Annotated in this window: 21 protein-coding genes and 1 CRISPR repeat array; of the genes, 4 read left to right on the top strand and 17 right to left on the bottom strand. The window is 44.0% G+C overall.

All coding sequences use genetic code 11. From position 1 onward, the window contains the following. Positions 1–64 precede the first annotated feature (64 nt). From UCH007_RS06880 to UCH007_RS06800, 17 genes are all read right to left on the bottom strand, one after another. Positions 65–931, bottom strand: a complete 867-nt coding sequence (locus UCH007_RS06880) for an ATP-binding protein (RefSeq protein WP_046961417.1) — start codon at positions 929–931, stop codon at positions 65–67. Further along, on the bottom strand, positions 900–1,769 hold the full coding sequence (locus tag UCH007_RS06875; protein WP_046961416.1) for an ATP-binding protein: 870 nt from the start codon (positions 1,767–1,769) through the stop codon (positions 900–902). The genes UCH007_RS06880 and UCH007_RS06875 overlap by 32 nt, the downstream gene beginning before the upstream one ends. Before the next feature lie 46 nt (positions 1,770–1,815). After that, entirely contained in the window at positions 1,816–2,160 is a 345-nt protein-coding gene (locus tag UCH007_RS06870; protein ID WP_046961415.1) for a NifB/NifX family molybdenum-iron cluster-binding protein, read from the bottom strand. A 41-nt stretch (positions 2,161–2,201) separates the two neighbouring features. Further along, on the bottom strand, positions 2,202–2,675 hold the full coding sequence (locus tag UCH007_RS07935; RefSeq protein ID WP_052753405.1) for a DUF362 domain-containing protein: 474 nt from the start codon (positions 2,673–2,675) through the stop codon (positions 2,202–2,204). Between the two features lie 317 nt (positions 2,676–2,992). Continuing rightward, positions 2,993–5,466: direct repeats of the CRISPR family, unit length 29 nt; unit sequence CGGTTCACCCCCACACGCGTGGGGAATAC. A gap of 41 nt (positions 5,467–5,507) precedes the next feature. After that, the gene (cas2e, locus tag UCH007_RS06860) at positions 5,508–5,822 is read right to left on the bottom strand and encodes a type I-E CRISPR-associated endoribonuclease Cas2e (RefSeq protein WP_072555805.1); all 315 of its coding nucleotides are present in this window, start codon (positions 5,820–5,822) and stop codon (positions 5,508–5,510) included. Then, complete coding sequence (cas1e, locus tag UCH007_RS06855; protein ID WP_046961414.1) at positions 5,713–6,642, bottom strand: type I-E CRISPR-associated endonuclease Cas1e; 930 nt, start codon at positions 6,640–6,642, stop codon at positions 5,713–5,715. Before cas1e ends, cas2e begins: the two co-directional genes overlap by 110 nt. Next, on the bottom strand, positions 6,642–7,271 hold the full coding sequence (cas6e, locus tag UCH007_RS06850) for a type I-E CRISPR-associated protein Cas6/Cse3/CasE (RefSeq protein ID WP_046961413.1): 630 nt from the start codon (positions 7,269–7,271) through the stop codon (positions 6,642–6,644). The genes cas1e and cas6e overlap by 1 nt, the downstream gene beginning before the upstream one ends. Positions 7,272–7,292: 21 nt before the next feature. Then, complete coding sequence (cas5e, locus tag UCH007_RS06845; protein ID WP_046961412.1) at positions 7,293–7,913, bottom strand: type I-E CRISPR-associated protein Cas5/CasD; 621 nt, start codon at positions 7,911–7,913, stop codon at positions 7,293–7,295. Further along, positions 7,910–9,190 carry a type I-E CRISPR-associated protein Cas7/Cse4/CasC gene (cas7e, locus tag UCH007_RS06840; RefSeq protein ID WP_046961411.1) on the bottom strand — a complete coding sequence of 427 codons (1,281 nt, stop codon included), beginning with the start codon at positions 9,188–9,190 and terminating at the stop codon, positions 7,910–7,912. The genes cas5e and cas7e overlap by 4 nt, the downstream gene beginning before the upstream one ends. Further along, positions 9,183–9,716 (bottom strand): type I-E CRISPR-associated protein Cse2/CasB, encoded by a 534-nt coding sequence (gene casB, locus UCH007_RS06835; protein WP_046961410.1) that lies wholly within the window; start codon positions 9,714–9,716, stop codon positions 9,183–9,185. The genes cas7e and casB overlap by 8 nt, the downstream gene beginning before the upstream one ends. Beyond that, positions 9,706–11,337: a type I-E CRISPR-associated protein Cse1/CasA gene (gene casA, locus UCH007_RS06830; RefSeq protein WP_046961409.1), complete on the bottom strand. Its 1,632-nt coding sequence runs from the start codon at positions 11,335–11,337 to the stop codon at positions 9,706–9,708. Before casA ends, casB begins: the two co-directional genes overlap by 11 nt. Beyond that, positions 11,330–14,008 (bottom strand): CRISPR-associated helicase/endonuclease Cas3, encoded by a 2,679-nt coding sequence (locus UCH007_RS06825; protein WP_046961576.1) that lies wholly within the window; start codon positions 14,006–14,008, stop codon positions 11,330–11,332. Before UCH007_RS06825 ends, casA begins: the two co-directional genes overlap by 8 nt. A 76-nt stretch (positions 14,009–14,084) precedes the next feature. Continuing rightward, positions 14,085–14,858, bottom strand: coding sequence for a uracil-DNA glycosylase family protein (locus UCH007_RS07880; protein ID WP_081372244.1), 774 nt, complete (start codon positions 14,856–14,858; stop codon positions 14,085–14,087). Positions 14,859–14,928: 70 nt separating this feature from the next. Continuing rightward, positions 14,929–15,540 carry a hypothetical protein gene (locus tag UCH007_RS06815; protein ID WP_046961408.1) on the bottom strand — a complete coding sequence of 204 codons (612 nt, stop codon included), beginning with the start codon at positions 15,538–15,540 and terminating at the stop codon, positions 14,929–14,931. Positions 15,541–15,589: 49 nt separating this feature from the next. Then, positions 15,590–17,062: a DUF2779 domain-containing protein gene (locus UCH007_RS06810; RefSeq protein WP_231854694.1), complete on the bottom strand. Its 1,473-nt coding sequence runs from the start codon at positions 17,060–17,062 to the stop codon at positions 15,590–15,592. Between the two features lie 146 nt (positions 17,063–17,208). Next, positions 17,209–17,679 carry a zinc ribbon domain-containing protein gene (locus UCH007_RS06805; protein ID WP_046961407.1) on the bottom strand — a complete coding sequence of 157 codons (471 nt, stop codon included), beginning with the start codon at positions 17,677–17,679 and terminating at the stop codon, positions 17,209–17,211. A 10-nt stretch (positions 17,680–17,689) separates the two neighbouring features. After that, positions 17,690–19,000, bottom strand: a complete 1,311-nt coding sequence (locus tag UCH007_RS06800; protein ID WP_231854693.1) for an AAA family ATPase — start codon at positions 18,998–19,000, stop codon at positions 17,690–17,692. Between the two features lie 145 nt (positions 19,001–19,145). On the opposite strand from UCH007_RS06800, the gene UCH007_RS06795 reads away from it, so the two are divergent. The 4 genes from UCH007_RS06795 (at position 19,146) to UCH007_RS06780 (ending at position 23,775) form a co-directional block, all read left to right on the top strand. After that, complete coding sequence (locus tag UCH007_RS06795) at positions 19,146–19,616, top strand: hypothetical protein (RefSeq protein ID WP_046961406.1); 471 nt, start codon at positions 19,146–19,148, stop codon at positions 19,614–19,616. Between the two features lie 97 nt (positions 19,617–19,713). After that, positions 19,714–20,691: a helix-turn-helix transcriptional regulator gene (locus UCH007_RS06790; protein ID WP_081372243.1), complete on the top strand. Its 978-nt coding sequence runs from the start codon at positions 19,714–19,716 to the stop codon at positions 20,689–20,691. A gap of 332 nt (positions 20,692–21,023) precedes the next feature. Next, the gene (locus UCH007_RS06785) at positions 21,024–22,775 is read left to right on the top strand and encodes a DEAD/DEAH box helicase (RefSeq protein ID WP_046961404.1); all 1,752 of its coding nucleotides are present in this window, start codon (positions 21,024–21,026) and stop codon (positions 22,773–22,775) included. 781 nt (positions 22,776–23,556) lie between these two features. Further along, positions 23,557–23,775, top strand: a complete 219-nt coding sequence (locus UCH007_RS06780; protein ID WP_046961403.1) for a MarR family transcriptional regulator — start codon at positions 23,557–23,559, stop codon at positions 23,773–23,775. Positions 23,776–23,829: the final 54 nt, after the last annotated feature.

Below are 23,829 nucleotides of genomic sequence, written 5' to 3'. Positions count from 1 at the left end.
TACATTAAGTCAATAGATGTTCATAAACATATAAGATTTAATGTTCAGTAATCACCAAAACAATTTAAACTTTCTCAATGTGTTTAGTAATTTTCACCCATGTATTCCTGATTAATTCTCTCAGGTTGCCATCAGTGTATTCAATAGGGGGTACTCCATTTAGCTGAGCTTCAGTAAATACATCACTGAATGGTAGATATGAAATTATTTTTATTCCCTGATTGCGGCAGTAATCTTCTATTTGTTGGCTATTTCCCGGATTAATATCACATTTATTTAAGCAGACGAGTGATGGAATCTCAAAGTGTTTACAAATGCCAATGACTCTACCCAAGTCATGAATGCCTGAAAGTGTGGGCTCAGTGATTATAATCACTAGGTCTGCCCCGGTTAGTGATGATATAACTGGGCAACCTATACCTGGAGGACCGTCTACTAGAATAAACTCGCAGTCGGCTTTCCGTGCCACCTCACGGGCTGTTTGTCGCAATAAGGAAACCAATTTGCCTGAGTTGCCAGCCCCTGTATCCAATCTGGCATGAAGCATTGGTCCATATCTGGTATCAGATAAAAACCAGCGTCCGCATATTTTGGGTTCCATTTGAATGGCTTGAAGAGGACAAACCATAAAACAGAGTGCACATCCTTCACAGCGGGAAGTGTCTATACGGAAATTGCCAATAGCGTTAAATCTGCACAGGTCTTGACAACGTCCGCATCGGTTGCATACTTGCGGATCTATTACAGCTGTTTGTCCGTATATAAATGGTTGTTCAACCTGAATTTCAGGATGTACCAGGAGATGTAAGTCGGCTGCGTCAACATCACAATCTACCAGCACTGCATTTTCAACAATGGAAGCAAATGAACTAACTAAGCTGGTTTTACCTGTGCCACCTTTACCACTCAGGATAACGATTTCTTTTGCCAAGTTGCCCTCTTATATTTGTAAATAGTGTTTGGAATTCTTTTAGCCAGTTAGGGTCTTCTTCCGCCAGTACCAGCCCCTTAGAATAAAGAGAAGCTATTTTGGCGTCATAGGGAATAGACATCAGAATAGATATATTTTCAGCTCGGCAATATTCATCCATCGGGGTAAATACATTGCCCGTTCGGTTAAGTATTAAACCAAAGGGAATGTCCAGTTTCCTAACTGTTTCTACGGCTAATTTCAGGTCGTTTAATCCGAATGGTGTGGGTTCACTAACCAGGAGGCAGTAATCACTGCCATGGATAGATTCGAAAGCGGGGCAGGAAGTACCCGGTGGACAGTCTATAATGACGACATTGTTGTCTGTTGCCATCGCCTTTACTTTGTGGATTAAAGGGATAGTCTGGTTAGAGCCGATATCAAGTGTGCCTGCGACAAACGATAAATTTCCTGCGTTGCCTGAATCTACTCTGCCGCAACTGTGTGGGACCTCTGTCAGGGCTTTTTGAGGACATAAATATGTACAGGTGCCACATGCGTGGCAGAGTTGAGGAAAGAGATTTATATGCTTTCCCCCGATAACTGATATAGCCCCGAATTGGCACCATCTGGCACAACGGCCACAATAGGTGCACTTATTTTCGTCAACTTGCGGTACAGGAATAGATACAATCGAACTACTTTGAATAACTGGCTTTAGGAAAATATGTACATCAGGCTCCTCTACATCACAGTCAAGCAATTGGGTATTGTATAGTGCCTTCAGTGAGATTGCTAAACTAGTAGATACCAGGGTTTTACCAGTTCCTCCTTTACCGGACGCAACTGATATAATCATTCTGATTTAAAAAGACCCTTACGCCAAAGCATATAACTTAAATATTCTATATTTCTGAAGTAGGTGTACATTCCCCGGTTCCTTTTTGGAAATTTTGCAGGACTGTTTTGATTTGTCCATCTGTGTTAGTAATAATCTTTATTCCCGCGGCATTTAAAACTTCACTGGCATTAGGCCCGCAACTCCCGGTAATTACTGCTTCAACGCCCTGTTCGCAGACTAATTGGGCTGCTTTAATACCTGCTCCGCCATTGCCGGCTATTTCCGAATTATCCAAGGATTCATATTCAAGCGTTTGAGGGTTGGCTATAATAAAGTATTTGCATCGGCCGAATCTCTGGTCAATATAGGCTTCCAGAGTATCTCCGGTTGCTGAGATTGCTATCTTCATTTTTCTCCCTGGCCATTTACTGAAGTAATTTTAAATAAGCGCTACTGATTTTCTATAGACTGTATACGTTCATTTATCCTGCTGATTTCTCGGCTAAGTCTCTCAGCTTCGGCTTTTAACTGGCCAATGTTTTCGTCTTGTGGTATGGCACCGGGATTTACGGGTATCCTCTGTAATCCGGGTTGTTGGCATCTAGGTAGACCGCCCCTCCCGCGACCAATATACGGATAATTAGAACTTAATTCACTAAAGCCCATCCGGGGTTGGTTGTTTAATAAACAATTGCGATGTTGCCTGTAGAACATTTGGGTATCCCCTTTCTCTTTAAAATTTTTATTAGTGTTTGTTTGTTCTGAGATTGCACCTTTGGGACATTTCTTCAGGCATAAATTACACTGGGTGCATATATCCTGATATATATTGGCTATTCCATCTTGAATGTTTATGGCTTCTTGAGGGCAGAGTTTCTGGCAAACGCCGCAGCCATTGCAAAGTTCTTTATTTACTGATAGCAACTTATTACTAGCCTCTTAAAACTTAGTTTCAATCTAATTCCGGCAAAGTCAGAGTTAAGGAAATGAGCATATGCTCATTTCCTTAATGATACCCCCCTGATTAAGGTATGTCAACTAAGGGTCTGCCACTTGGTGTTGGTTGTTTATAGGGGCTGAGATTTGTCAGTTCTACTAAGAGGCCTGAAAGTAGATATGCTTGGCAATTATAAGATTATATTCAATATCATTCTTAACTGCTATTCGCTATTAACGGTTCACGTGGCTTGCCCGGAAAGGCCAAACTATGTCATTAGCTTTATTAAAGATTGGAGAGCGAATGTTTCACCCCCACACGCGTGGGGAATACCATAACTCCAAGCCAGCCATGCTTGCTACATACGGTTCACCCCCACACGCGTGGGGAATACTTTCCGCCGGTACAATATTTGGCATATATACCGGTTCACCCCCACACGCGTGGGGAATACATGTATATTCACTAACTGGTGGAGTTACTTATGCGGTTCACCCCCACACGCGTGGGGAATACATTTGATGTTTGGGTATATCGTGCCAGTTTGCCGGTTCACCCCCACACGCGTGGGGAATACGCCCACGTAATAAGACACTAGGTAGCTGACTGCGGTTAACCCCCACACGCGTGGGGAATACTAGCACAGCTATCAATCACATGTAAGACACTGCGGTTCACCCCCACACGCGTGGGGAATACATATATCCACCAGCCTTGATAGACCCATCAGCCGGTTCACCCCCACACGCGTGGGGAATACGACTTTGTACAAGGGACTACAACAACAGCTATACGGTTCACCCCCACACGCGTGGGGAATACTCATCCTTGCTCACTGGAAGAGAAGCACCAGTGCGGTTCACCCCCACACGCGTGGGGAATACTATACTAGATACAATTGAAGTATGGGCTACCGCGGTTCACCCCCACACGCGTGGGGAATACTCCTTTGGTATTTCTATAGTCGTATCACCCACCGGTTCACCCCCACACGCGTGGGGAATACTACTACGCCCTGGGGTCGCCAATTACAGCCTACGGTTCACCCCCACACGCGTGGGGAATACTCAACCTTTACTGTATTGATAGGGGCATTCAGCGGTTCACCCCCACACGCGTGGGGAATACTCCCCGCCATTGACCGCTCCCTGATGATGTCTCGGTTCACCCCCACACGCGTGGGGAATACTCAGCCGTTCACTTAAGGCTCTGGCTGTAGAACGGTTCACCCCCACACGCGTGGGGAATACTCTGGCTTGGAAGTCAGACAGCACCAGCATAACGGTTCACCCCCACACGCGTGGGGAATACGTTCTGACATCCAGCACGCTGTTCTCATCCCCCGGTTCACCCCCACACGCGTGGGGAATACCATACTCGGTCAAGTTCGGCTGGGGAATTAGTCGGTTCACCCCCACACGCGTGGGGAATACCTGAGCTTAAAAAGATTGTTGGCTATGATATTACGGTTCACCCCCACACGCGTGGGGAATACTTTCCTGTTGTCCGCATTGCATTTCTTTCTTGCGGTTCACCCCCACACGCGTGGGGAATACTCAGTCTTTACATTATTCATTATTTCAGCCTTTGGTTCACCCCCACACGCGTGGGGAATACGTTGACCGGTGGTGTAACTACATGGGTGCAAACGGTTCACCCCCACACGCGTGGGGAATACCAAAAAGCCATAAAATAGCTATAAACGCATCGCGGTTCACCCCCACACGCGTGGGGAATACTCTCTTTGGCTATCTGCTCTATCAGCTCTTTACGGTTCACCCCCACACGCGTGGGGAATACAAAAGGCTTTAGTATCTTCTGCGTCTTGACCTTCGGTTCACCCCCACACGCGTGGGGAATACGGCTTTCGGATATCATGCTGGGCGTCCCATCGCGGTTCACCCCCACACGCGTGGGGAATACCCACTTTCCACCCTACTGTCTGTATAGGATGGGCGGTTCACCCCCACACGCGTGGGGAATACGGGAGAGCAGCTGCATAGCCTCTCTCAGGCAGTCGGTTCACCCCCACACGCGTGGGGAATACTATTAGTGATTGTCAAGTGGGGTAAAATATTCCGGTTCACCCCCACACGCGTGGGGAATACTCCTAGCGCCACTGGTGAAATGGAGTGGTTTCGGTTCACCCCCACACGCGTGGGGAATACATTGCCGTATTCAGGATTAGCCATATTCACCTCGGTTCACCCCCACACGCGTGGGGAATACGAGTTCATCATTACCTGAAACATGAACTCAGACGGTTCACCCCCACACGCGTGGGGAATACCTAGTACGGCTTCTATTGGCTTTTTGTTAGTGCGGTTCACCCCCACACGCGTGGGGAATACACCAGGATGCCAAACCGGCAACGGATGCAAACCGGTTCACCCCCACACGCGTGGGGAATACTACTCATGCTTGCTGTATCCGCACTTAGGTTGCGGTTCACCCCCACACGCGTGGGGAATACGGCATTTACTTGAGAAGCAAACTCCACCTGCTCGGTTCACCCCCACACGCGTGGGGAATACGAGTTCATTTGTCCTCTGCCCCCGGATATGCCCGGTTCACCCCCACACGCGTGGGGAATACATCAACTTGATGAAATCTAACTCCATCTGTTGCGGTTCACCCCCACACGCGTGGGGAATACCTATGACGTACCGACATTTACCGAGAGTACTGCGGTTCACCCCCACACGCGTGGGGAATACTACATATAGCGCCTTGTCTTTAAGGCTTAGTCCGGTTCACCCCCACACGCGTGGGGAATACCCTAAAAGAATAAAGCTAAGCAGAAAATGGGTCATAGCTGATTAGATGTTTGTAGTATCAGAATTTTGCGTTTTGGTAGTGCTAATATTCTTGTCTATTTTTACCAGTGATAGCCCCTCAAAATCAATAAACATTCGTTCCCTCTCACCATATTGGCGGGAAGAAAACCCCTGAGGGTTCTGGTCTGTCCAAATTTGTAGGATAACACCGCTTGCTTTTGTTTTCTTTATCGCCTTGTCCCAGAGTTCATCCCTCACCCTGGCGCTCGGGTTCCCAAGAAAAACTCCCGTCTTCGGTTCCAACAGCCAGCGTGACAATGCGCCCCTCAAACTCGTCGGGACCTTCTCCAATATCATCACTAACACCAAGTACCTCCGCAATATCCGGCAGCAACCTTTCAAGAAGTTTGTATTTATAGAAAGCTTCCCGGCATTCCATTCTTACCTGACGTTCAAGGTCTTCTGGATTGGCTGCCGCAATTTTGAATGCCACAGGGATAGTCAATTCCGTCTTGTATAAATCAGCTATGTCATATACAAAGCTGAGCATTTTACCGGTATGAACAAACCCAAGCGCAGACGAATAACCTGCTGACAGGATAGCAGCATGACAAATACCGTAGAGGCAGGCATTTGCCGCTGAAAGGGCCCGGTTTATGGGATCACCTTTATTCCAATCTTTCTGATCATAATGTCTGCCGTTCCACTCCACCCCATATTCTTGAGATGCCTTGGCATAGGCGCGGCGTACACGAATACCCTCCATGCCGCGGATGCTTTCTAAACTAACAACTGGAGGTATGGTTTCATTAAAGCGGAACCTGTACATCCTCCAAGCCACTTCCAGCCGCTTTTCTTCATCACTTACTAACCGCGCCTGTCGGATAAGTCTACGGGCGCTATATGTACCTCCAATGCTGGCAGCATACAATCTGATTCCATCTTGACCAGTCCAGGCAACTAAACAATTGTTTTGGCTAAGTGACTTAATTGCAGCATGGGTTACCGTTGAACCCGGTCCCAGCATCACTACTCCGAGCTGGTCTATGGGTACTGGCACAACGCAATTCTCCTGATGAAACCCTAAGCCATCTGCATCAACATCCAGCCGTCCCATTTCTAAATAAAGATAGCTCCAGCGGTCTCGGAAGCGAGGAAGTTCATAAAGTGTTCGCATCACTCTTTAATCGGTGCGATTGAAAGCAAGCCGAATCCGAACCCTTTAGCGGAACCAATACCGCTACGGAGAGTAGAATAAAATACATCTACGTCAGTTACTTTCAGGAGACCGTCGAAACGTACAGAGAACATATTTGTGTTATGTCCAGTATTATCTGTGTCAGTCAGTTTATCTTTTACGAATCCTTCATCTAGAGCAATGACATCTATTATTTCAAAACCATTATTCATCCCCTTCTTACGCAACCATTCTACTTGCTCTGTTGTGTTTAATATCCCTTCACGTTTCCCTGTGGATTTCATACGCTTAGTTGGATTAGCCCGCAAACGGAATCTAAATATCTGGTCTAAAGACAGAGCTGGCTTGAATTCTTTGCACTTACATTCCGTAACAAAGCTGGCGTACCCATTAATCCTTGTCCAGAGTGGCTTTTTTTCAGATTGGATAAGGGTCGAAATACTCCCGGTTTGTTCATTTACATCCAGCCGGAATAATACCCTGCCCGGCCCGCCGTCCGCTGCGTCAGGAAAGGCTTTTAATAATGACCTGTGGAGTTCATAAGGGCGTGAAGATTCCGTCAAAGCCCTTTTTGACCTAGAATTTAGTGTTAGAAGGGATAAATACATAACGTCTCCTTTCATGAAAGTTTATTCAGCCGGGACATATTTCACTGTAAACCGGCGAGGTTTAAAATACCGCTTATCAAAGCACCGTGGCCAGTCAAGCTGAGTCCGTTCACCATCCGGTGATTCTAAAAGCACGCGCTTTGCGGGGAATCCGCATAGCAGATTTTCTTCCAAAGAGCCCGGCTTGACTGGATTATGACGTTCAAAAATTGGCGGTGAGGTTAGGGGAAAAGCTTTGCGGCCAAGGAATAATATCCATTTAGGAGATATCAAGGCCTTGGTTATTTCTGCAAGCAGGCTTTGATTTGATGATTCCAATCCAATAGTAAAGGAGGCATCGGTGAGGTAATCGCGAAAAGATATTACTGTATCCTTACCGCTACCATCTGCTTTTATCACATCCAGTGCCGTGTGAAAATCCTGTTCTACCTTGCCGCCTCTGTCAACCCTGACTCCCATCCGAAGTTCATCGAACTTTGAGATATTTTCATTACGGGCAATACCCATTGCTGCACAGATAAGGCCTATTACACCGCTTCGGGTCGGTTCAAGCGCGGTATCACGATAATCAAACCGGCTGCGATACCCCCATGACTGCAGGGGGCCTTCAAGTCTTATTAGCAGTGTATATTTCTCATTCATTTTTCTTCTTCATTCGGTTTCAAAACTTCATTAATAACCTTCTCAACACTTGTCTGGGCGGAATTAGCAAGTCCGTTCAGTCGTTTTTCTTGCTGAAGATGGAAACAGGCGACAGTTTTAATCCCCTGTTCCCCATATAGTTCTTTGGTAGAATCCCAGTGTTTTGTCAAAGCATTTACAGACAACCCTATTAAATCATCATCGCCTCTTTCCGGGCGCACGGGTGTGCTGAAAGCGTTGGCAAGGGATATTGGCACTCCGCCCTGCCTTCTAACAAGCAACCCAAAGGATGGCAGATTTTGGGCTGCGAACGAGTTTTGTTTTCCGGTGGGTATGGAATAGGTCATTGCCTCAAGAAATGACTTTACAACTTTATCTGCTTCCTGATAGTCCTGTATGTCCAGCTCTTGTACCCATGCCCCATTCTTACGCTCAGTCTTGCGCGACAGATTTCTGGCAAGCTGATCACGGTCAACCAGCGCATACCGGTAGTAACAGGCACTATTGAATCCCACAATACCCATCATACTTGCACCAGTTTCCCCTTCAGGATTCAAGTCATCAACCGCAGTATAAAAATCCATCTCCATATCTATTTTGTGGGTGGATATCGGATGGGCAACTTGGCAAGCGGCTTCGACCTGCATATTGTATTTTCCGAATGGAGTATTGTTTTTTAATTCCAGCATACGGCCAAACAAAGCAATATCGGGAGCTTTAACAGCTTCAAACAATATGCGCCCTACTTTATCGCAGGCCTTTTTCTTGGTTTCTTTGTTTCCTTTGGCCAGATCATCCCAGTTATCTTTGAATACATCAATAAGTTTGGCTATAGCCTGTTTATCTATAAAGAGTAATATTTTGGTTGTGTTTTTAGATTCAGAGTCTTCATTACTATTTGTTTCATTGTCTTCCCCTGCGGTTTCGGTCTCTGAACTTTTTGTCTTACCGCTTCTCTTCGCCGGTCGTTCGAGCCCGCCTGCTTCAAATACACCCGCCACTGTCTCAATAGTTTTTGCATCAGGTTCTTCGCCGCTAATACCCTTTGCTATTTCCATAATTAGCTGGCGAGTGCGAATAGCTCCTTTATCCTCGAGAAGTTTCGCCATAAGCCCTTGTAGCCTGATACTACGTTTGCTGCACTGGCTTGAAATTCTGGCACGTCGAAACCCTCCGAATGTGGCACTCTTTGGTTGGCCGGTGTCATCACGGTTGAGATTTGCCGGAGCAAAATTTTGGATAAGGTGGATTTCATACTTTATACCGGAATCACTCATTGTTTTCTTCTCCTATAGTTTGTTTTTTGGTATTTTCATCACTGGAATTAACGCTGAAGAAATCTCTTGCCCATCTAAGTTGGACGTGGCCTTCGGGGCTGTCCCACTGGAGAAGGTCTTGAAATAACTGAAACCAGTCCAGCGGTTGTTCATTCGCCTTTAGCAGGCTTACAGTGTAGCGCAAATGTTTATCCAGATCTTCGTAATGGGCATTGAGCAGTGCAATAAATCTGGTCTCCATGCTTGTGCTTTTTGTACGAAGAGGCTTGAACGCTTTACCCAGTGAATAATTGCCACGATGTTCTGGATAATAACCGAAAAGTGTTGCTATCAAGTAATACCATCGGTCATTGTAATTTTTATCTGGTAGATAAGGCACCACATGCCTGTGAATACGAGCCATCTCATCTGGTCTTTTACCAAGGCCGCTACGGAGGTCAGCAAGAGCACCGCGATCTTCCTGCCCCTTTTTAGCAAGTGAACACAGGTAACCTATAAATAATTTTTGTCTCTCATCAAGGCCCATTATTATAGTTCTCCTTTTCCTTTCTTTTTATTTTTTCTATTGGCTGCCGGTCCAGGTCCAGATCAGAAAAATCAACGGGGACATGAGCGATAGCCTGTATAGCACGTGTGGTAGTACCAAGTGCTGCAATGCTTTCTAAAAAAGCATTCTTTGCCTGATGTTTGATATTTTGTCTCCAGGTTAATCTTGCCATTTGCTTTTCATCAGGTTTCGAATCTCCTGTGTCAGTATCCCAGTCGTTGGGCAGGTTTTCAATCAGTGTCATAAAGTGGTCCTCCATGCGAGACCAGTAGGCAGGGCGGGGGTCTAAAGATTCAATCAGTTTGGCTATATCAGACGGGTCAGGCTGGTGTCCACCAGGTAACTCACAATCAGGTGATAAATATAGCTTAATAACCCTTTGTATGCGGTATTTCAGTACTCCAGCCGCTCTCTCGGCATATGCAAGGCATTTTCCTAGCCGCTCTAGTAAATCAGTATTGTTCAGCAATGCTGCAGGAACAGGCATCCGTTCGTGGCGCCAAAATATGAATTTCCCAGCCTTATTTGGTGCCGTAGCGAGGCCTGCAACGTGAGTAATAAAAATTTTAGAATCGTTTACATCATCGTTGCTTATCGCTTCTTCTGCCATATTGAAACACTCTGGCCTGTGTTCTTTACTTCCGGATTCTGGAATCATCAGGATTGAATGAAAATCTCGCCAGGCAGATTTGTTACTGCTGAAAGCTAATGCTGAGACTCCTTCATCTTTAGATAAGCGATAAACTTTCATTGGATCTATAGCACATTTATCTGCGGAACGACCCTGTGTAAAATACATCTTTGAAATGGTTTGGTTGTCTGGAATTAGCCTCATGAGCCGGCTCTGCCAAGTTAGTTGGTCGACCAACCCAAAAGAACCGAAAACTATTCTATTATTATTTTCTTGTTTGTCCCGATATTTATTCGGGTTTTCTAGTTCCCAAGGAGGAAGCGATATATCCTTAATAGGTGATAAATTTATCATTAAAGTTTTGAATAGGTTTTCTCCTTGGATCCAGATATTCATACCCCTCAATGCAATTGCATCTGATGAATAAGGCAGGGTCTCATTTATTCCGTTTATCTTCGCATTCCCGCTTTTGCCAAAACCCAGCGCAAAAGATTGGCAGGTAACCAGATATCTGGCAGCTTGAGGGGCTGTCCACTCTACTATGATATCATCCCCACCATGGTCAAAGAGGGTAGCATTGTTACCGCTGGCAATTTCTGTTGCCAGGCGATTAGTTGAAATTGGTTTAGCAGTTACAAGCTGACTCATCTGGTAAAAAGGATAACTTTGATCGAGAAGATTAAATTTTTGCTCCCATTTGTACAGATACTCATTTATTCTTGATTGCGCAAAGCTGTGTTTTTGGTATAGGTCTCTCCACTCTTGTATATTATTGGGTCCCTCCAATGCTCGGTACAAAATAGCTAATAGCAATCGGTGGATAGCCACAGTGACGAGCGGTGAATCGTCGCATATTTCGCTTAAATTATGTGACTGAAGCAATACATCTCGGATACTATATTCGCTGATATTTCCATCAGGACTTATGCAGGGAATCCAAGGACCTTCAACCAAATTAAATTCAGCCATTATCCTTACTCTCCTTTTCAATCATAATACCGAGGGTTTCATCTACTGTTAAGATATAATCCCCTATCTTTGCTCGGCTGTTTTCATCAAGACGTATTAAACGGGCATGATTAAGGTGGGTATTATCTCTCCATTCCTTTGGCGTTTGGTAATTACATATTAATTCCTGATAAAGCCCTTTAAGACTTAGCATGACAGAGTGGTCCAGCAGGTCTCTGACTTCGTCAAGAGTAGGTTCGGAAATAATGACAGAGTTAGCCTTTACTATCACCAGCATAATGGGCTGATCACCCTCTCGTGTTGCCGCCCTAAGAGTTTTATGCACTTCAGGATCATCATCATCAAATAACTGGTAATTGAACTGCCTGATAACATCCTCTGAATTATTTGGTGGATTAATTAGTAATCTGGAGGCAGCTTTTTGAGATTCTTGTTGTGTATATGTTAAGTCTCTTTTTGCTTCTTCTAGGGCTTTAAGCCAGTCCGGCTGGCACAGTTCGTTATCTGTGCCATATACTTTCTCTATTAAATTTTCCGTTTCGGCGGGAATCTCAATCTTGTTTTTCCCTCTTAGCACTAGCCATGTTCGGAGAAGTATATAGCGGCTATATATGTGCTCAATATCATCGCCAAATGTATCAGGAGGTGGACCTAACAGGTTTCCCCCGCAAAGAATTGTTAATTGTGGTTTCTCTAAATCTGCCGGACGGGTGCGTAAATGGCGATGAAGCCTCCCTGCTCTCTGGAGGAGTAAGTCGACAGGCCCAATTTCAGAAAACATTAAATCAAAGTCCAAATCCAGGCTTTGTTCTATTACTTGAGTTGCAACCAGTATGGCACGAAAAGGACGGTCAGGATTTATATAAGTTCCATCAGACTGTTTCTTTCCTTTGCCAAATTTACGCAAGACCTCATCTTCACGTTTGCGCCGCCATGCTTGTAATGTGCGGGCATGAAATAACAGGCACTCAGTTTCATTCAAGTTAGTCTTCAGATATCGGAATAATTTGATTGAGCTGTTGACTGTATTGCAAATCACAGCCGCACATCCACCGTGTTCCAGTTTGCGTCTTAATTCTTCAGCTAAAATTTCCGGTTCATTCTTAGAAAAATCCAGAAATATGCAGTGGCTATCTTCGGCAGGTATTTCCTTACAAATTATGGGTGTTTCAGTTTCTTGTGTAATATGATGTCTAGGTTTGGCCAGTGTAATGCGTGGATAGCACTGTTTCTCCAAGCTGTTCTGACCGGAATAGGCATGAATAAGAGCTGTTCTTTTCGTTTTTGGTAGTGTTGCTGATAAAAGAATCACTGTACAATCAACCTCTGCCAGCCAGTGTAAAAGCCTTTCAAGCATGGTACTCATGTATGCATCATAGGCGTGTATTTCATCAAATATAACTACCTTACCTGCAAGCCCGAAAAGCCTGACGAACCAGTGTCTGGTCTGGAGTACGCTCAGCAGGCTTTGGTCGATAGTGCCCACCCCAAACGGGGAAAGCAAAGGCCGTTTCTTTGCGGTGAACCATGACTGAGCTTCGGTATCAGCGTATGTATTATCAGCGCATATATCGGTAATTTTAAAATCAGAGATTTCTCCTTTATGGGCTTCTCCTATTCCGGCAAGCAAGGCATTACCATGAACAAGCTGTAAATTTAGCTTGCCCTTATGTCCGCGCTTTTTTAAGTAATCAAACAGAACCCGTTTGAACATGGCATTGCTGGTTGCCTGAGTTGGCATGGCGATGTAAATACCTCTGGCAAACCCGCGGCAAAGAGCCAGGTCAGCTGCATATAGAGCCGCCTCCGTCTTGCCCTGACCTGTAGGAGCTTCAATGATCATAAGGTAGGGAGAGTCCTGCTCTATTGCCATATGCTCCGTAGACTTCTGTAAATCATTAGGTATAAAATTTGAAAAAACACTGGTAAAAGGTGCTTCTTTAGCAAAGGTAACTTCCGGCATCCAACCTAATTCTCGGAGCGCTTTCCCCGCTCGGTCTTTTGCACTTTCAAAATATTTGTCAGCTATTATGTCAAACTGTTGTCCCGGTTCGGTCAGGCATGGGAAAAAATCCTGATTGGAACCTATCCAGTCTGCAATCGAAATAAGTCCAGCCAGCATTGGAACAATAAATGGGTCTATGATTTGAGGCTTGCATTCGGTATCATCATTAATATCTATTTTCAGTGCCGTTGCTAGTTCTTGTAATAATCCATCCCGCGCAGTTTCCCATTCAATATTTCCAAGAGTGTCACACCCCATACGCAGATCTAGAGGTTGTGGGAAAATACCATGATGACCCCCGGCAATTTGGCCTAATAAATTTGTGAAAAATCGGTTTAATATGCAGGCACTGACGAAGGCATGAGGTCTATGGCAGCTGTTTAATGACATTGGTAGTTCTATCAATTTGGATAGTTGCGGTGCTTGTTGTTGGAATCCCGGACAGGCCTTGCCAATGTCATGTCCACCTGCAAGAAATAAGGTTATGGTTCGCGCTTCGCTGCCTATTATATGGCCTATTCGCCTGCGCTGGTCTTCACTTAAAAGTTCCCATAAATAGGTGGCAACTGCTGCTACATCAAGCATATGGTAGAGCAGTGGATGATAGTGAAGATCACCATCTCTTCCAGTCTTTGCCCATAATTTCAAGTTAGGACCATTTACCATGATAATTACCTTCATCCGGTTTATTGGTCTGATACTTACGGACTGGATACCAAGTAAAAAACACTTTTCTGCTTCCCTAACCCAATAGGCCGTGGGCATGATTATTTACCCAGTCTGTATGCAGTTCATTCCACTCCCTGGAATACAAGCCAAGCTTAGCGGCTTGCCTGGGGTGCACCAGCGGCAAGACCTTGATACTTATATCGGGGTGGGATATCTGGTGTAACTTCCCGTAAGTTTCCTTATCCTGCCCGAAATCCGCCAGTTTTTCCCGTTTCTCTGCGTCAAAATGTGAAAGGAACCATTTTATCGGTTCATCACCCAGGGTTATTAAAACCTCTGCTTTTGATTCTTTTATTTCATCCAGAATACTTTGCCTGCGCTGGTTATCTGCCAGTGCTTTAGGTTTTTCCTGGAAATTTGAAGGGGTTAAACTATAATTTTTCTCAGCATTTTTGATAGCTTTAGCCTGTTTAGTATTCTTACAGCTGTGCGGAACAAGGTCACATAGCCAGGCATCTTTTCGCTCTAGTTTAAGAGGTGCAATAAAATATTCATCCAGCGCTCTGCCTGACGGCCCGTTAAATCTCTCACCGGCAGAAATTAAGCTGCCTGCGCCTTGGGGTACAGGTATTTTACTGATTATGGTTTCGGCATTCTCCCCTCGCCAGAAAATATACGGTTCACTGGCTACTGCCAGTGCGTTTATTAGTACTTTGCCATTGGCATCCAGCCATTTGGCATGAACAGCGCTGGCATATACACCCAGGACAAAGACTTTCTTGGGGGTGCGGTCTTCCTGCGTAAGGGTTTTTATTGGTTGTCCGAAGGGAAATAAAGGGTTATCCATGGCCTTATTCTCCTTTTTATGAATATATTTGCTACTTTATAACAGATTTTCCTCGGAAGCAATAACCCGATTATTCACTAATGTCGCATATTTTCTGGCAGTAAAAAATAACCATATCTCCAGCTGTTTTCGACCCCTGAGCCAATTTGGAACTACCAGCAGCTAAACCTAATGCCCGCTCAAACTGGTCTTTCTTTTCCATGGCCCAGTCTTTATTGCTATTTCTATTTGTGCGGTGCTGGTAGCAGGCCAGAATGTCGCCATTTTTTAGCTTATCCCAGATGGTTTTCAGTTCATCTTCCAGCACATGTTTATCCTTATAGTGACCACTGGCCGGGACTATTCCGGTATCCGGGTCCAGAAAAACCAGACAGGGATGTATGCCACTCGTAATGTTATAGATAACTTTTTCATAATAGGAATCCCGATTATCAAATTCATCGGTGAAAACATCTATCGGGATTGTATTGGGCATATTCCGTATATTCAGCATATTTCTGAAGTGGTTTTTTACCTCTTCCGGGATACTATATTTAGAGCCGTCTATTTCAAGCTGCTCAAATTCCTCTTTTTTATAATAAGCAACCTGCAATATACGCTTGGCTGAAAATTCCTTTGAGAGTGTGAGCAGTACTCCCCACTTAACCAGGTCACGTTTATCCCCGTACCATATATCTTTCATAAATATTATCCTTTTTAGTACTAATCAAATTTATGATATTGCTCTAAAACTAGCCGCCAATTTCCCGAAGTTTCCTGACTATCTCCACCATGCCGCCGGTATCCTGGCCGCAGTATATTTCTAAATCAGCCCGTATTTTTCTGATTTCGTCTGGTGGCAGGTTGCCGAAAACAGATTCCATGAACCTGAGGCTGGCAGTCTGGCCTTCGCCTATTTCCAGTTCATCATAACCTAGCCCGGCCAGCGCGGGCATAACATGTTTTAAAGATGCACTTCCGTGCTGCCCGGGGTGGTAATAACTGAAATCCCTGAAAGGGACTATCAGGTCTAAAATCCTGCCAAGTATCCCTTCTACCCACCCTGCATATTCAGGGAAAGCGGCTGCCAGTTCCTTAAGTCTGGCTTTTTCAAATATCTCGGAGTAAACCAGTATGCTTCCCTGCGGGGCAATACTTGACTTAAGGGCAGACAGAAAAGCCGGACGGGGGTCATACCCGTCTTCAGCCAGATACGAATAGTGTTTGGTTTCCGAATTGGGACTTTGCTGGATGTGGAGTGAAAACTGAAACGGAATATTCTGGTAGGGACGGGTATAGTCATATACAGGTATGGCCGTGGCAAAAGTCTCAAAATCCAGGTAGTGAAGGGGATATTCCAGTTTATTCAGAAACGCGCCTATCTCAGCCGGGTTGGTATAAACCTGGCCGGAAACAGCGCAATTTTTCTGGATTAGCTGTTTGGGGTTAAGTTTAAATTCAGGCGGTATCTGGCGGATATCCCAAATACCCTGAGCCTGAAGTTCCGGCAGGATTTTATTGCCGTAATACAGGGTGAATATATTGTGTTCCGGCAAATCTGCCCAGCATTGGTCTTTAAGCGGACAGTCATGGGGAGAGGTGCATTGTTTACCCGGGCGGGCTTCCGGGCAGGTATCTGAATCAATTATAGCCAGCATGGCTTCAATGTTCCCTTCCAGATTGCCGGAGTATCCTTCTGTTTCTTGCGTTATATCCTTTAAAGTAAAAAACTCAGCCGGGTATATTCCCCCGTTTTTTATATAGTTTTTATTAATATGCATAAGGTAACAGTTACGGATATTCAGCCCGCCAAGCCGGCAGCAATAACGCTGAAAGGCTACGTCATACAAATGTTCCTCTTTTATGTCGGTAGTACTTTTTATCTCTATGATATCCCAGCCGTCTCCTTCAGCCGGGGCGAGTATATCTACCCGGGAATACAGACGTTCAGTTGCAAACCCAGCTTCAAAGACAGGCAAGACACAGCCAAGAGCCTCTTTGGTATCTTTCAGGTTCTGGCTGAAGTTTTCGGTTTTAAGGTTTAGTCCACCCGGGTATAGCTGCTTGGCAAGTTCGCCGACCTGATGCCCCTGCTCAAAGACAAACTGGGTAGACGGGCTGACAGACGGCATATTGGCAGCATCATTAGTTGCCTTCCAAAGCAGGCGGGGGCATTGAAGACCCATTAGGTATTTAGATTTACTTAGACCTTTCTTATAGCTCAATATCTTACTCCTGGGGTATTATGGTTTAAATAATAAACCTGACCAGATAGTGTAAATCAGCGTTTACTTATTTGAATCCCAGACCCTCTTTTAAACACCCTCACCCTTTCAGCATGGTTGTGAAGCATCTAATTTATAATACCCGGCTATCTAGTTTGTTCCACTCGGTTGCCGCAAGTCCGGCAGTATAAATCCCCGGGGGAGAGTTTGTTTCCGCACCGGGAGCAATAGGCCACACCCTCCGCTGTGTTGTCTGCGTCAGTTGCGGGTTGAAGTATTGGGTTTTCCGGTTTGGTATCTGGTAGTCTGGAAGGAGGATTTGTGCGGTGGTTATCAAGAATAAACAGGCTTATCCAACCAGAAGGTATAAACAGCAGCAAAAGCCAGGCCAGATGCCGCCCTTTTTGCTTCAGTACCCAGCCGGACAGGATAAATGGCCAGATAATGCATACAAGTCCTGTTATGATTTGGATTATAACAAAGCCATATTTATCAGGTACTGTGTCACCTGTAAAGCCGTAAAAATCGGTTATAAATAAAGATGCATACCAAACATTCGGTATAATCAGCAAGCCGATAACCAGTGTCCAGTGAAGATGCTTTTTAAACCAGCTCATATTTAGTCACCTATATCTTTCTAGCTAGATTAAATCCTATCTGGGTATCTTTTATACCATATATCCGGCGGAGGGTGTTATCAATATCTGATTTAGTAAGCTGACCCAGGTCATTTCTTCCCTCTTTTTTTGCCTGAGTGATGATGACCAGACTGTAGATAACCTCCTGTAATTGGGCTGGGGTGTAGTATGCAGTTTTGGCGGCCAGATATTTACGCACCTCATCTGAGAGACGTATTTTGCGGCAAATCCGGTTGATTATTTCCTGCCGCTGGGGTAAGTCTGGCCGGCTGAGTTTTATTACCCTGTCAAAACGGGCAGGACGGCGAATCAGGGCATCATCCAGCTGCTCAAGTAAGTTAGTCGTTGCAATGGTAACTACCCCGTAATTTGCTTCAAGGCCGTCCAGGGCAGCCAGTAAAGCGCTGAGGGGAGTGGCTGTTTCACCTCCGAATTCGTCCCGGCTTTTACCTATTAAATCCAGGTCTTCAATGAATACGATAGAGGGACTTAACTCCCTGGCAATTTTATATAACTCGTCAACATAGAAAGATTGGCTAAGGGAATAACAATCAGTCGTCAGGCAGGTAATTCCTTTGGCTTTGGACATGAGGGCTTTGCAGATAATAGTTTTGCCCGTTCCGGGTTCGCCAACCAGCAAAATCCCCCGCTTACCGGGTATACCCAACCGGACGAACTTGGTCTGATTATTCAGAAAATGAATTGAGTTAAGATAAATCTCCTCTTTATCTTCCGGGTTAATAATAACACTATCCCAGATTTGGGCTGCCGGTTTAATAAAATGCAGAAAACCGGTATATTCAATCTTCTGCCCCTTATAAAAGTTTTCCTGACTAATAAGCCGTTTAATTTCCGATTTAAAGGTGTCCAATTGACACTGGTCAGCTTGCTTAGATTCCAGCTGCAAAGCTGCTCCGCGGCGGGTAACATCCAGGGTAGCAGCTATTCGTACTTCTCCCTGGCGGATAAGCAGCTGACCGTTAGTCATCAAGTCCAGTGTTTCTTCAGCTGAAACCTGAATACCGGTATAATCCGGCCGGTCATTCCGGTAGCCCAACCGGTACAAGATCTCCCAGTTATTTCGTTTCAGATAGGTTTCCAGCGCCCAGGCCAGCAGGTCTCCGTAATAATCCGGTGCGGTTACACTGGTATAAGTCCGGGCTTCCGAGTCTATAAACTGGTCAATCTCGGTCTGGTTCTTTTTCTGGCGCTTCAGGTGCACCTGTCTGGACGTTAGCTGCCAGTCTTCACCGTCAATAGCAGCTTCCAGCATCTCCACTTCAACCCCGGATTCACTCATTTTCTCTAACCTTAATTCAAATAAAAATGATTATACTTTTGGGCATTGACAGGTTTGCTGTCACAATTTCCCATTATTTTTTACGACAGACAGTTGTCACAGATTTGTTTTAGTATGTGTATTTGCCACCCGTCAGGAGGATAAAATGACTGAAAATAATGAGGGCACAAGTTTTCCGGCAGGACAGGTAATTGAACTTCTGGAAAATGAACCTGAGTTGCTGGCAATTGCTTTTGACCAACCCTTAAAATTTCATGCTCGGTTTGCCAACCTTGCAATCGGCCAAGCCCACTTATTACTCCTTAATGAACCGGAAACTGAACTTTATGTGCTGGAAGTTGTTCCGTCCGAAGCCACTGCCGAAGATATAGGGCGTTTGCTGGCTTATATGGGTTGGCTGGATAAAACCCTGGTAAATATTCCTCCTGAACAAACACTAGCTGGCTTGTCCAGCTGGTGCGGTTCGGGTTCATTCGAAAAACTCAGAGGGATAAAAGGAATCCTGCTGGCGTGTTCTTTCAGTGAATCTGCCCGGTGCGCCGCGTCCGGTTGCCCCGAGTTGTGTATGCGGAGGTATTCTTTTAGCCTGAAGATAGCTGCCGGAGAGGAAGGATAAATATCCAATTAATGCTATAGGTTTTAATAAATGGGGATAAATGTATCTACCAAAACTGGTGCCAGCGTTATATAATCAACAAAAATGCGAGGCGGACATGAGTTTGGTCAACAAGGACGGGAAACAGAACCGGCTGGCCCGGCTTTTAAGGGTTGAACACCTGCTCTGTCAGAACCCTCAAGGTATTTCGGTAACAGATATTGCCCGGTTATGCCAGGTATCCAAACGAACTGCTTACCGGGATTTGAGAGACCTTGAGACTGTCCTGAAAGTCCCCCTGACAACTGATAAAAACTTGTGGAAGGTTATGGAAGGGCATTTCCTGCCGCCAATCCACTTTACACTTACCGAGGGTTTATCTGTCTTTCTGGCTATTCGTTTGCTTTACAATTACTGCAATAAATACAATCCGGATATAGAGTCCACTTTTACCAAACTTAATTCCATTATGCCCGTCCCCTTTCAAAGGCAGATAAGCCAAACTTTAGATAAAATGCATGACAGAATAACTGATGAAGACAACCAGCAGACTATGGCTCTGCTTTGCCGGGCTTGGGCTGAACAAAGAAAAGTCAGCATAATCTACCGGGCTTTGGGTAAGGAGGATTATTCTGAGCGCGAGGTTTCCCCTTATTTTATTGAACCGGCGGCAGCCGGGCATTCAGCTTACTTAATTGGCCGCTGCAGTAAAAGCAACGAAATCCGCACCTTCAAGCTTGAACGTATCCGGTCATTGAAAATGCTGGATAAAGAGTATGAAATACCTGCGGCTTTTGATATAGATAAATACCATTCCCCTTACTGGGGAATACTGGTAGATGGCGAAGTCAAAGATATAAAGCTGAAATTCGTTCCGGAGGTAGGCCGGATAATGCAGGAAACTACTTTTCATCCCTCCCAGCGCAGCGAAATCTTGCCGGACCAGTCTGTGTTGGTTAGATTCTGCCTGGCTGATACGCCGGATTTTGTCTCCTGGGTGCTCAGTTGGGGGGGACGGGTAGAAGTGCTGGCACCCGAAAAGCTGAGAGAAAAGGTGAAAGAGACTGCACAGGGAATGCTGGATATATACAGCTAAGCACGTATAGATAAAATTAGTAAAATGGAGAAGACTATTTATAAACTTTATGAATATATCGTAAAGTTGGGTAAGTGATTGGGCTGGGATATATGCAATACCCCATTTCATACTTCAGGGCTAAATATATTAAGTAAAAATCCAAATTGGCTTGCTGATAATGAATTAGCTTTTATACTGAGAAATAGAGGAGATGTCTGTAATCAGTATTGTCTCTGATTTATAAATAGTGTAAATAATTTGGTGAAAACTTCTTAATAAATGATTACTGCCGATACCAGTAGCAGAAATACCAATCTTAAGTAAAAGGTAACTTATTTGGGAGATACATAATGGGTTTAGAAGATGGATTTATCGAATTTAACATGGATGGACATACATTTATCCTTTCTCAGCATAAAATTAACCTCATTTATAAAAATGTTGGTGACTTAAAGGACTATTGGTCTTTGCCGATAGAGCCATATGATGAATATAGAATTCAACCCTCAAATCATGCACATAAATGGAGAGTAAGCAAGATATCGGGATATAAGCTAAATTATATTCTCAACCATGTGATTGAGATTAATAAGCAACTAAATTCAAAATATCGCCTAAACAAATCGACTTTAAGTGAAGTTTACGACCATATTCAAGGACTTTCATTAAAAACTAAAATAGAACCCAACAGATTACTCGGAGTTGAGAATGATTTGTACCCATGGCAAGAGGAAGCATTGGAAAAATGGTATACAAGTGAAGGCAAGCGAGGGATTGTCGAAGCAGCAACCGGTACTGGCAAAACTAGATTGGCGTTTGCCTGTATGAAAAAATTTTATAATGATTTTCCAGATGGAATAGTCTGTATCATTGTACCCAGGCAACCTCTTTTCGATCAGTGGCAAGAAAGGCTTCATGAGTGTTTTCCCAAGATTCGTGAAGATAATTACTGCTACATAGGGAATGGTAATGCGGACATGGTGAATAGAAATACCAAGATTGTTATTGCTACTCAGCAAGCGATGATTCTTAGAGAGGATCTTGGTTATGGCTGTGAATTATTAAAACAATTAAGTGAATCATGCAGAGATAACTTAATCGTAGTTGATGAGGCACACCATCTTGGAGCTAAACAAACCTTATCTAGATTTGTAAGTCATATTCCTGAAAGTGTTTATACTCTTGGCTTGACTGCAACACCCCTTCGAAGTGACGGAGTAATGGACGAAGTCTACCGGGATTTTGATTGTGTGACGTCTGACGGTCCAATCTATTCCTATTCTCTGTCCAGAGCCGTAGAAGATGGAGTTTTAACTAGTGTGATCCAAAAGAACTATATGGTATCGCTAAATTATAATGAAAACAAATCCCATCAAAACTTTTGCGAGCAGATAAAAGAAATTAAGAAAAGAATAAATAATAGTAGAGTGATAAAGGTAGATCAAAATAAAATCAATAGTGGAAGTATAGCCTACCTTGTGGAGTTAGAACGCGAGCTAGTGGAATTACAGCGTCGTAATACTGTTATATGTAAACAAGTGTGGGATTTAATTAAGAAAATCCATATATTAAAAAATATCTATATCAAGAGACGAAGGTTATTCAATAAGGCTCAAGATAAATGGGAGCTATTAAAATCATTCCTCTCGGAGGAATACTGGATTAGACAGTTTACCAATGGAAGATGGATTTTCTTCCATCAAGAAATCGAAGAATGTATGAATACTAAAAACCTACTCGTAGGTGCTCTCGGTAAGGAAAAAATAAGATTACATCATTCAGGGATGATGACTGAAGAACGTCAAAATGTACTTGTTGAATTTGAGAAGAGTATATTCAATTGTTTATGTGCTGTTCAGACTCTTGATGAGGGTTTAGATATTCCTGATTTAACAGGAATAGTGATTATGAGTGGGTCTACAAGTCAAAGACAACAGATACAAAGATGTGGTAGGGCTCTTAGGCGAACTCCAAATAAGGATTGTGCCTATCTAGTAAGTTTTCTAGCACAAGTAGATGAGGATCTAACAGGTGAGAAATTAATAATCGGCCCAGATAACTCTACTACTAAATGGACTATTGAAGAATATGTTTATTCATAAAGATAATGTTTTAGATGAATTTATTACGGTAATAAGGAAATGTACACATACTTTGCTAGTATACAATGGGAGGCCATTGAAAGGATATTGGGGGTCCTTTGATCTTTGCGAATAAGATTAGGTTTAGGCATTGGTCCAATTGGTGGAATTGGGGAGAAACGGTATTAGGGACCGAACGGGAAAGTGCCGTGACCCCCGAAGTAAGCCCAGTTTCATGTCAGATTGGAAAATGAGAAAGAGTGAATCATATGCTAAGGATATTTTTAAATTAAATGAATGAGGATAAGAAAAATTATTTTAAATCTTACTTTGAGGGGGATGTAATAAATAGTTAAAAATGATTAATAGAGTATCTTATCATAGTAATATTTCTGTACAGAAGATCCCCACGGCGATTTTACGCGGTTAGGCGCAGACAACCATAGATTTGCATTCCGATAAGAGACACGCAGTATCAGCCGCACCTCGAAACTATGATAAAGCAACCGCCGTAATTTTCATGGTTTCTCTTCTCCTCTCACTTCCTCGACTGATTCCATATTTGTACGTAACAAACCAGCGGCTGCCGAAATCTCTGTTGTTGTCAATTGTCTTTCAGACAATTGACTTTTAAGCAAATCAATCATGCATACCGAAACAGATTCAAGTATGGGGTGAGTCGTTGATTTGTTCTGCAATCCAAGCTGCTTCGTCAGACATTTTGTGCCGCCTAGTGAGCTTTATCTTGACCCTGGCAAGTAATATAATGCAATCACTAACGTTAGGGCAAGGATATTAACTAATGATTACGAACGGGACTGATAAGCCAGAATTAACGCATAAGGTTATTAAGATATTGTCTAAGGAACTTGGGTTAAGTGTTAAAGAATTGGCAGAGAAGCTACAGGCAAATAGGCAATTTATGGCCGGAGTTCTGAAAGTGCTTGAGGAAAGGAAAGAGGTTACCTTCCGTCAAGTCGGACCTGCTCGCATTTATTACGCTGCAAGTGTTTCCAAGTAAGAATCTAATAGTGCTAAATAGGTCGATTGTCTGTTGCATACAGAACCAATATCT

Source organism: Dehalococcoides sp. UCH007 (assembly GCF_001010485.1).
Lineage (GTDB): Bacteria > Chloroflexota > Dehalococcoidia > Dehalococcoidales > Dehalococcoidaceae > Dehalococcoides > Dehalococcoides mccartyi_A.
This window is presented reverse-complemented; position numbering and strand designations above follow the sequence as displayed.

Excerpts from the sequence above, each read along its gene's own strand:
- cas1e (WP_046961414.1), bottom strand. The coding sequence starts at position 6,642 with ATGCGAACACTTTATGAACTTCCTCGCTTCCGAGACCGCTGGAGCTAT.
- cas2e (WP_072555805.1), bottom strand. The coding sequence starts at position 5,822 with ATGATATTGGAGAAGGTCCCGACGAGTTTGAGGGGCGCATTGTCACGC.
- UCH007_RS06785 (WP_046961404.1), top strand. The coding sequence starts at position 21,024 with ATGGGTTTAGAAGATGGATTTATCGAATTTAACATGGATGGACATACA.
- cas6e (WP_046961413.1), bottom strand. The coding sequence starts at position 7,271 with ATGTATTTATCCCTTCTAACACTAAATTCTAGGTCAAAAAGGGCTTTG.
- UCH007_RS06800 (WP_231854693.1), bottom strand. The coding sequence starts at position 19,000 with ATGAGTGAATCCGGGGTTGAAGTGGAGATGCTGGAAGCTGCTATTGAC.
- UCH007_RS06825 (WP_046961576.1), bottom strand. The coding sequence starts at position 14,008 with ATGGTAAATGGTCCTAACTTGAAATTATGGGCAAAGACTGGAAGAGAT.
- casA (WP_046961409.1), bottom strand. The coding sequence starts at position 11,337 with ATGGCTGAATTTAATTTGGTTGAAGGTCCTTGGATTCCCTGCATAAGT.
- UCH007_RS06780 (WP_046961403.1), top strand. The coding sequence starts at position 23,557 with ATGATTACGAACGGGACTGATAAGCCAGAATTAACGCATAAGGTTATT.
- UCH007_RS06870 (WP_046961415.1), bottom strand. The coding sequence starts at position 2,160 with ATGAAGATAGCAATCTCAGCAACCGGAGATACTCTGGAAGCCTATATT.
- casB (WP_046961410.1), bottom strand. The coding sequence starts at position 9,716 with ATGGGCCTTGATGAGAGACAAAAATTATTTATAGGTTACCTGTGTTCA.
- UCH007_RS06795 (WP_046961406.1), top strand. The coding sequence starts at position 19,146 with ATGACTGAAAATAATGAGGGCACAAGTTTTCCGGCAGGACAGGTAATT.
- UCH007_RS06815 (WP_046961408.1), bottom strand. The coding sequence starts at position 15,540 with ATGAAAGATATATGGTACGGGGATAAACGTGACCTGGTTAAGTGGGGA.
- UCH007_RS06875 (WP_046961416.1), bottom strand. The coding sequence starts at position 1,769 with ATGATTATATCAGTTGCGTCCGGTAAAGGAGGAACTGGTAAAACCCTG.
- cas5e (WP_046961412.1), bottom strand. The coding sequence starts at position 7,913 with ATGAATGAGAAATATACACTGCTAATAAGACTTGAAGGCCCCCTGCAG.
- cas7e (WP_046961411.1), bottom strand. The coding sequence starts at position 9,190 with ATGAGTGATTCCGGTATAAAGTATGAAATCCACCTTATCCAAAATTTT.
- UCH007_RS07880 (WP_081372244.1), bottom strand. The coding sequence starts at position 14,858 with ATGGATAACCCTTTATTTCCCTTCGGACAACCAATAAAAACCCTTACG.
- UCH007_RS06790 (WP_081372243.1), top strand. The coding sequence starts at position 19,714 with ATGAGTTTGGTCAACAAGGACGGGAAACAGAACCGGCTGGCCCGGCTT.
- UCH007_RS06805 (WP_046961407.1), bottom strand. The coding sequence starts at position 17,679 with ATGAGCTGGTTTAAAAAGCATCTTCACTGGACACTGGTTATCGGCTTG.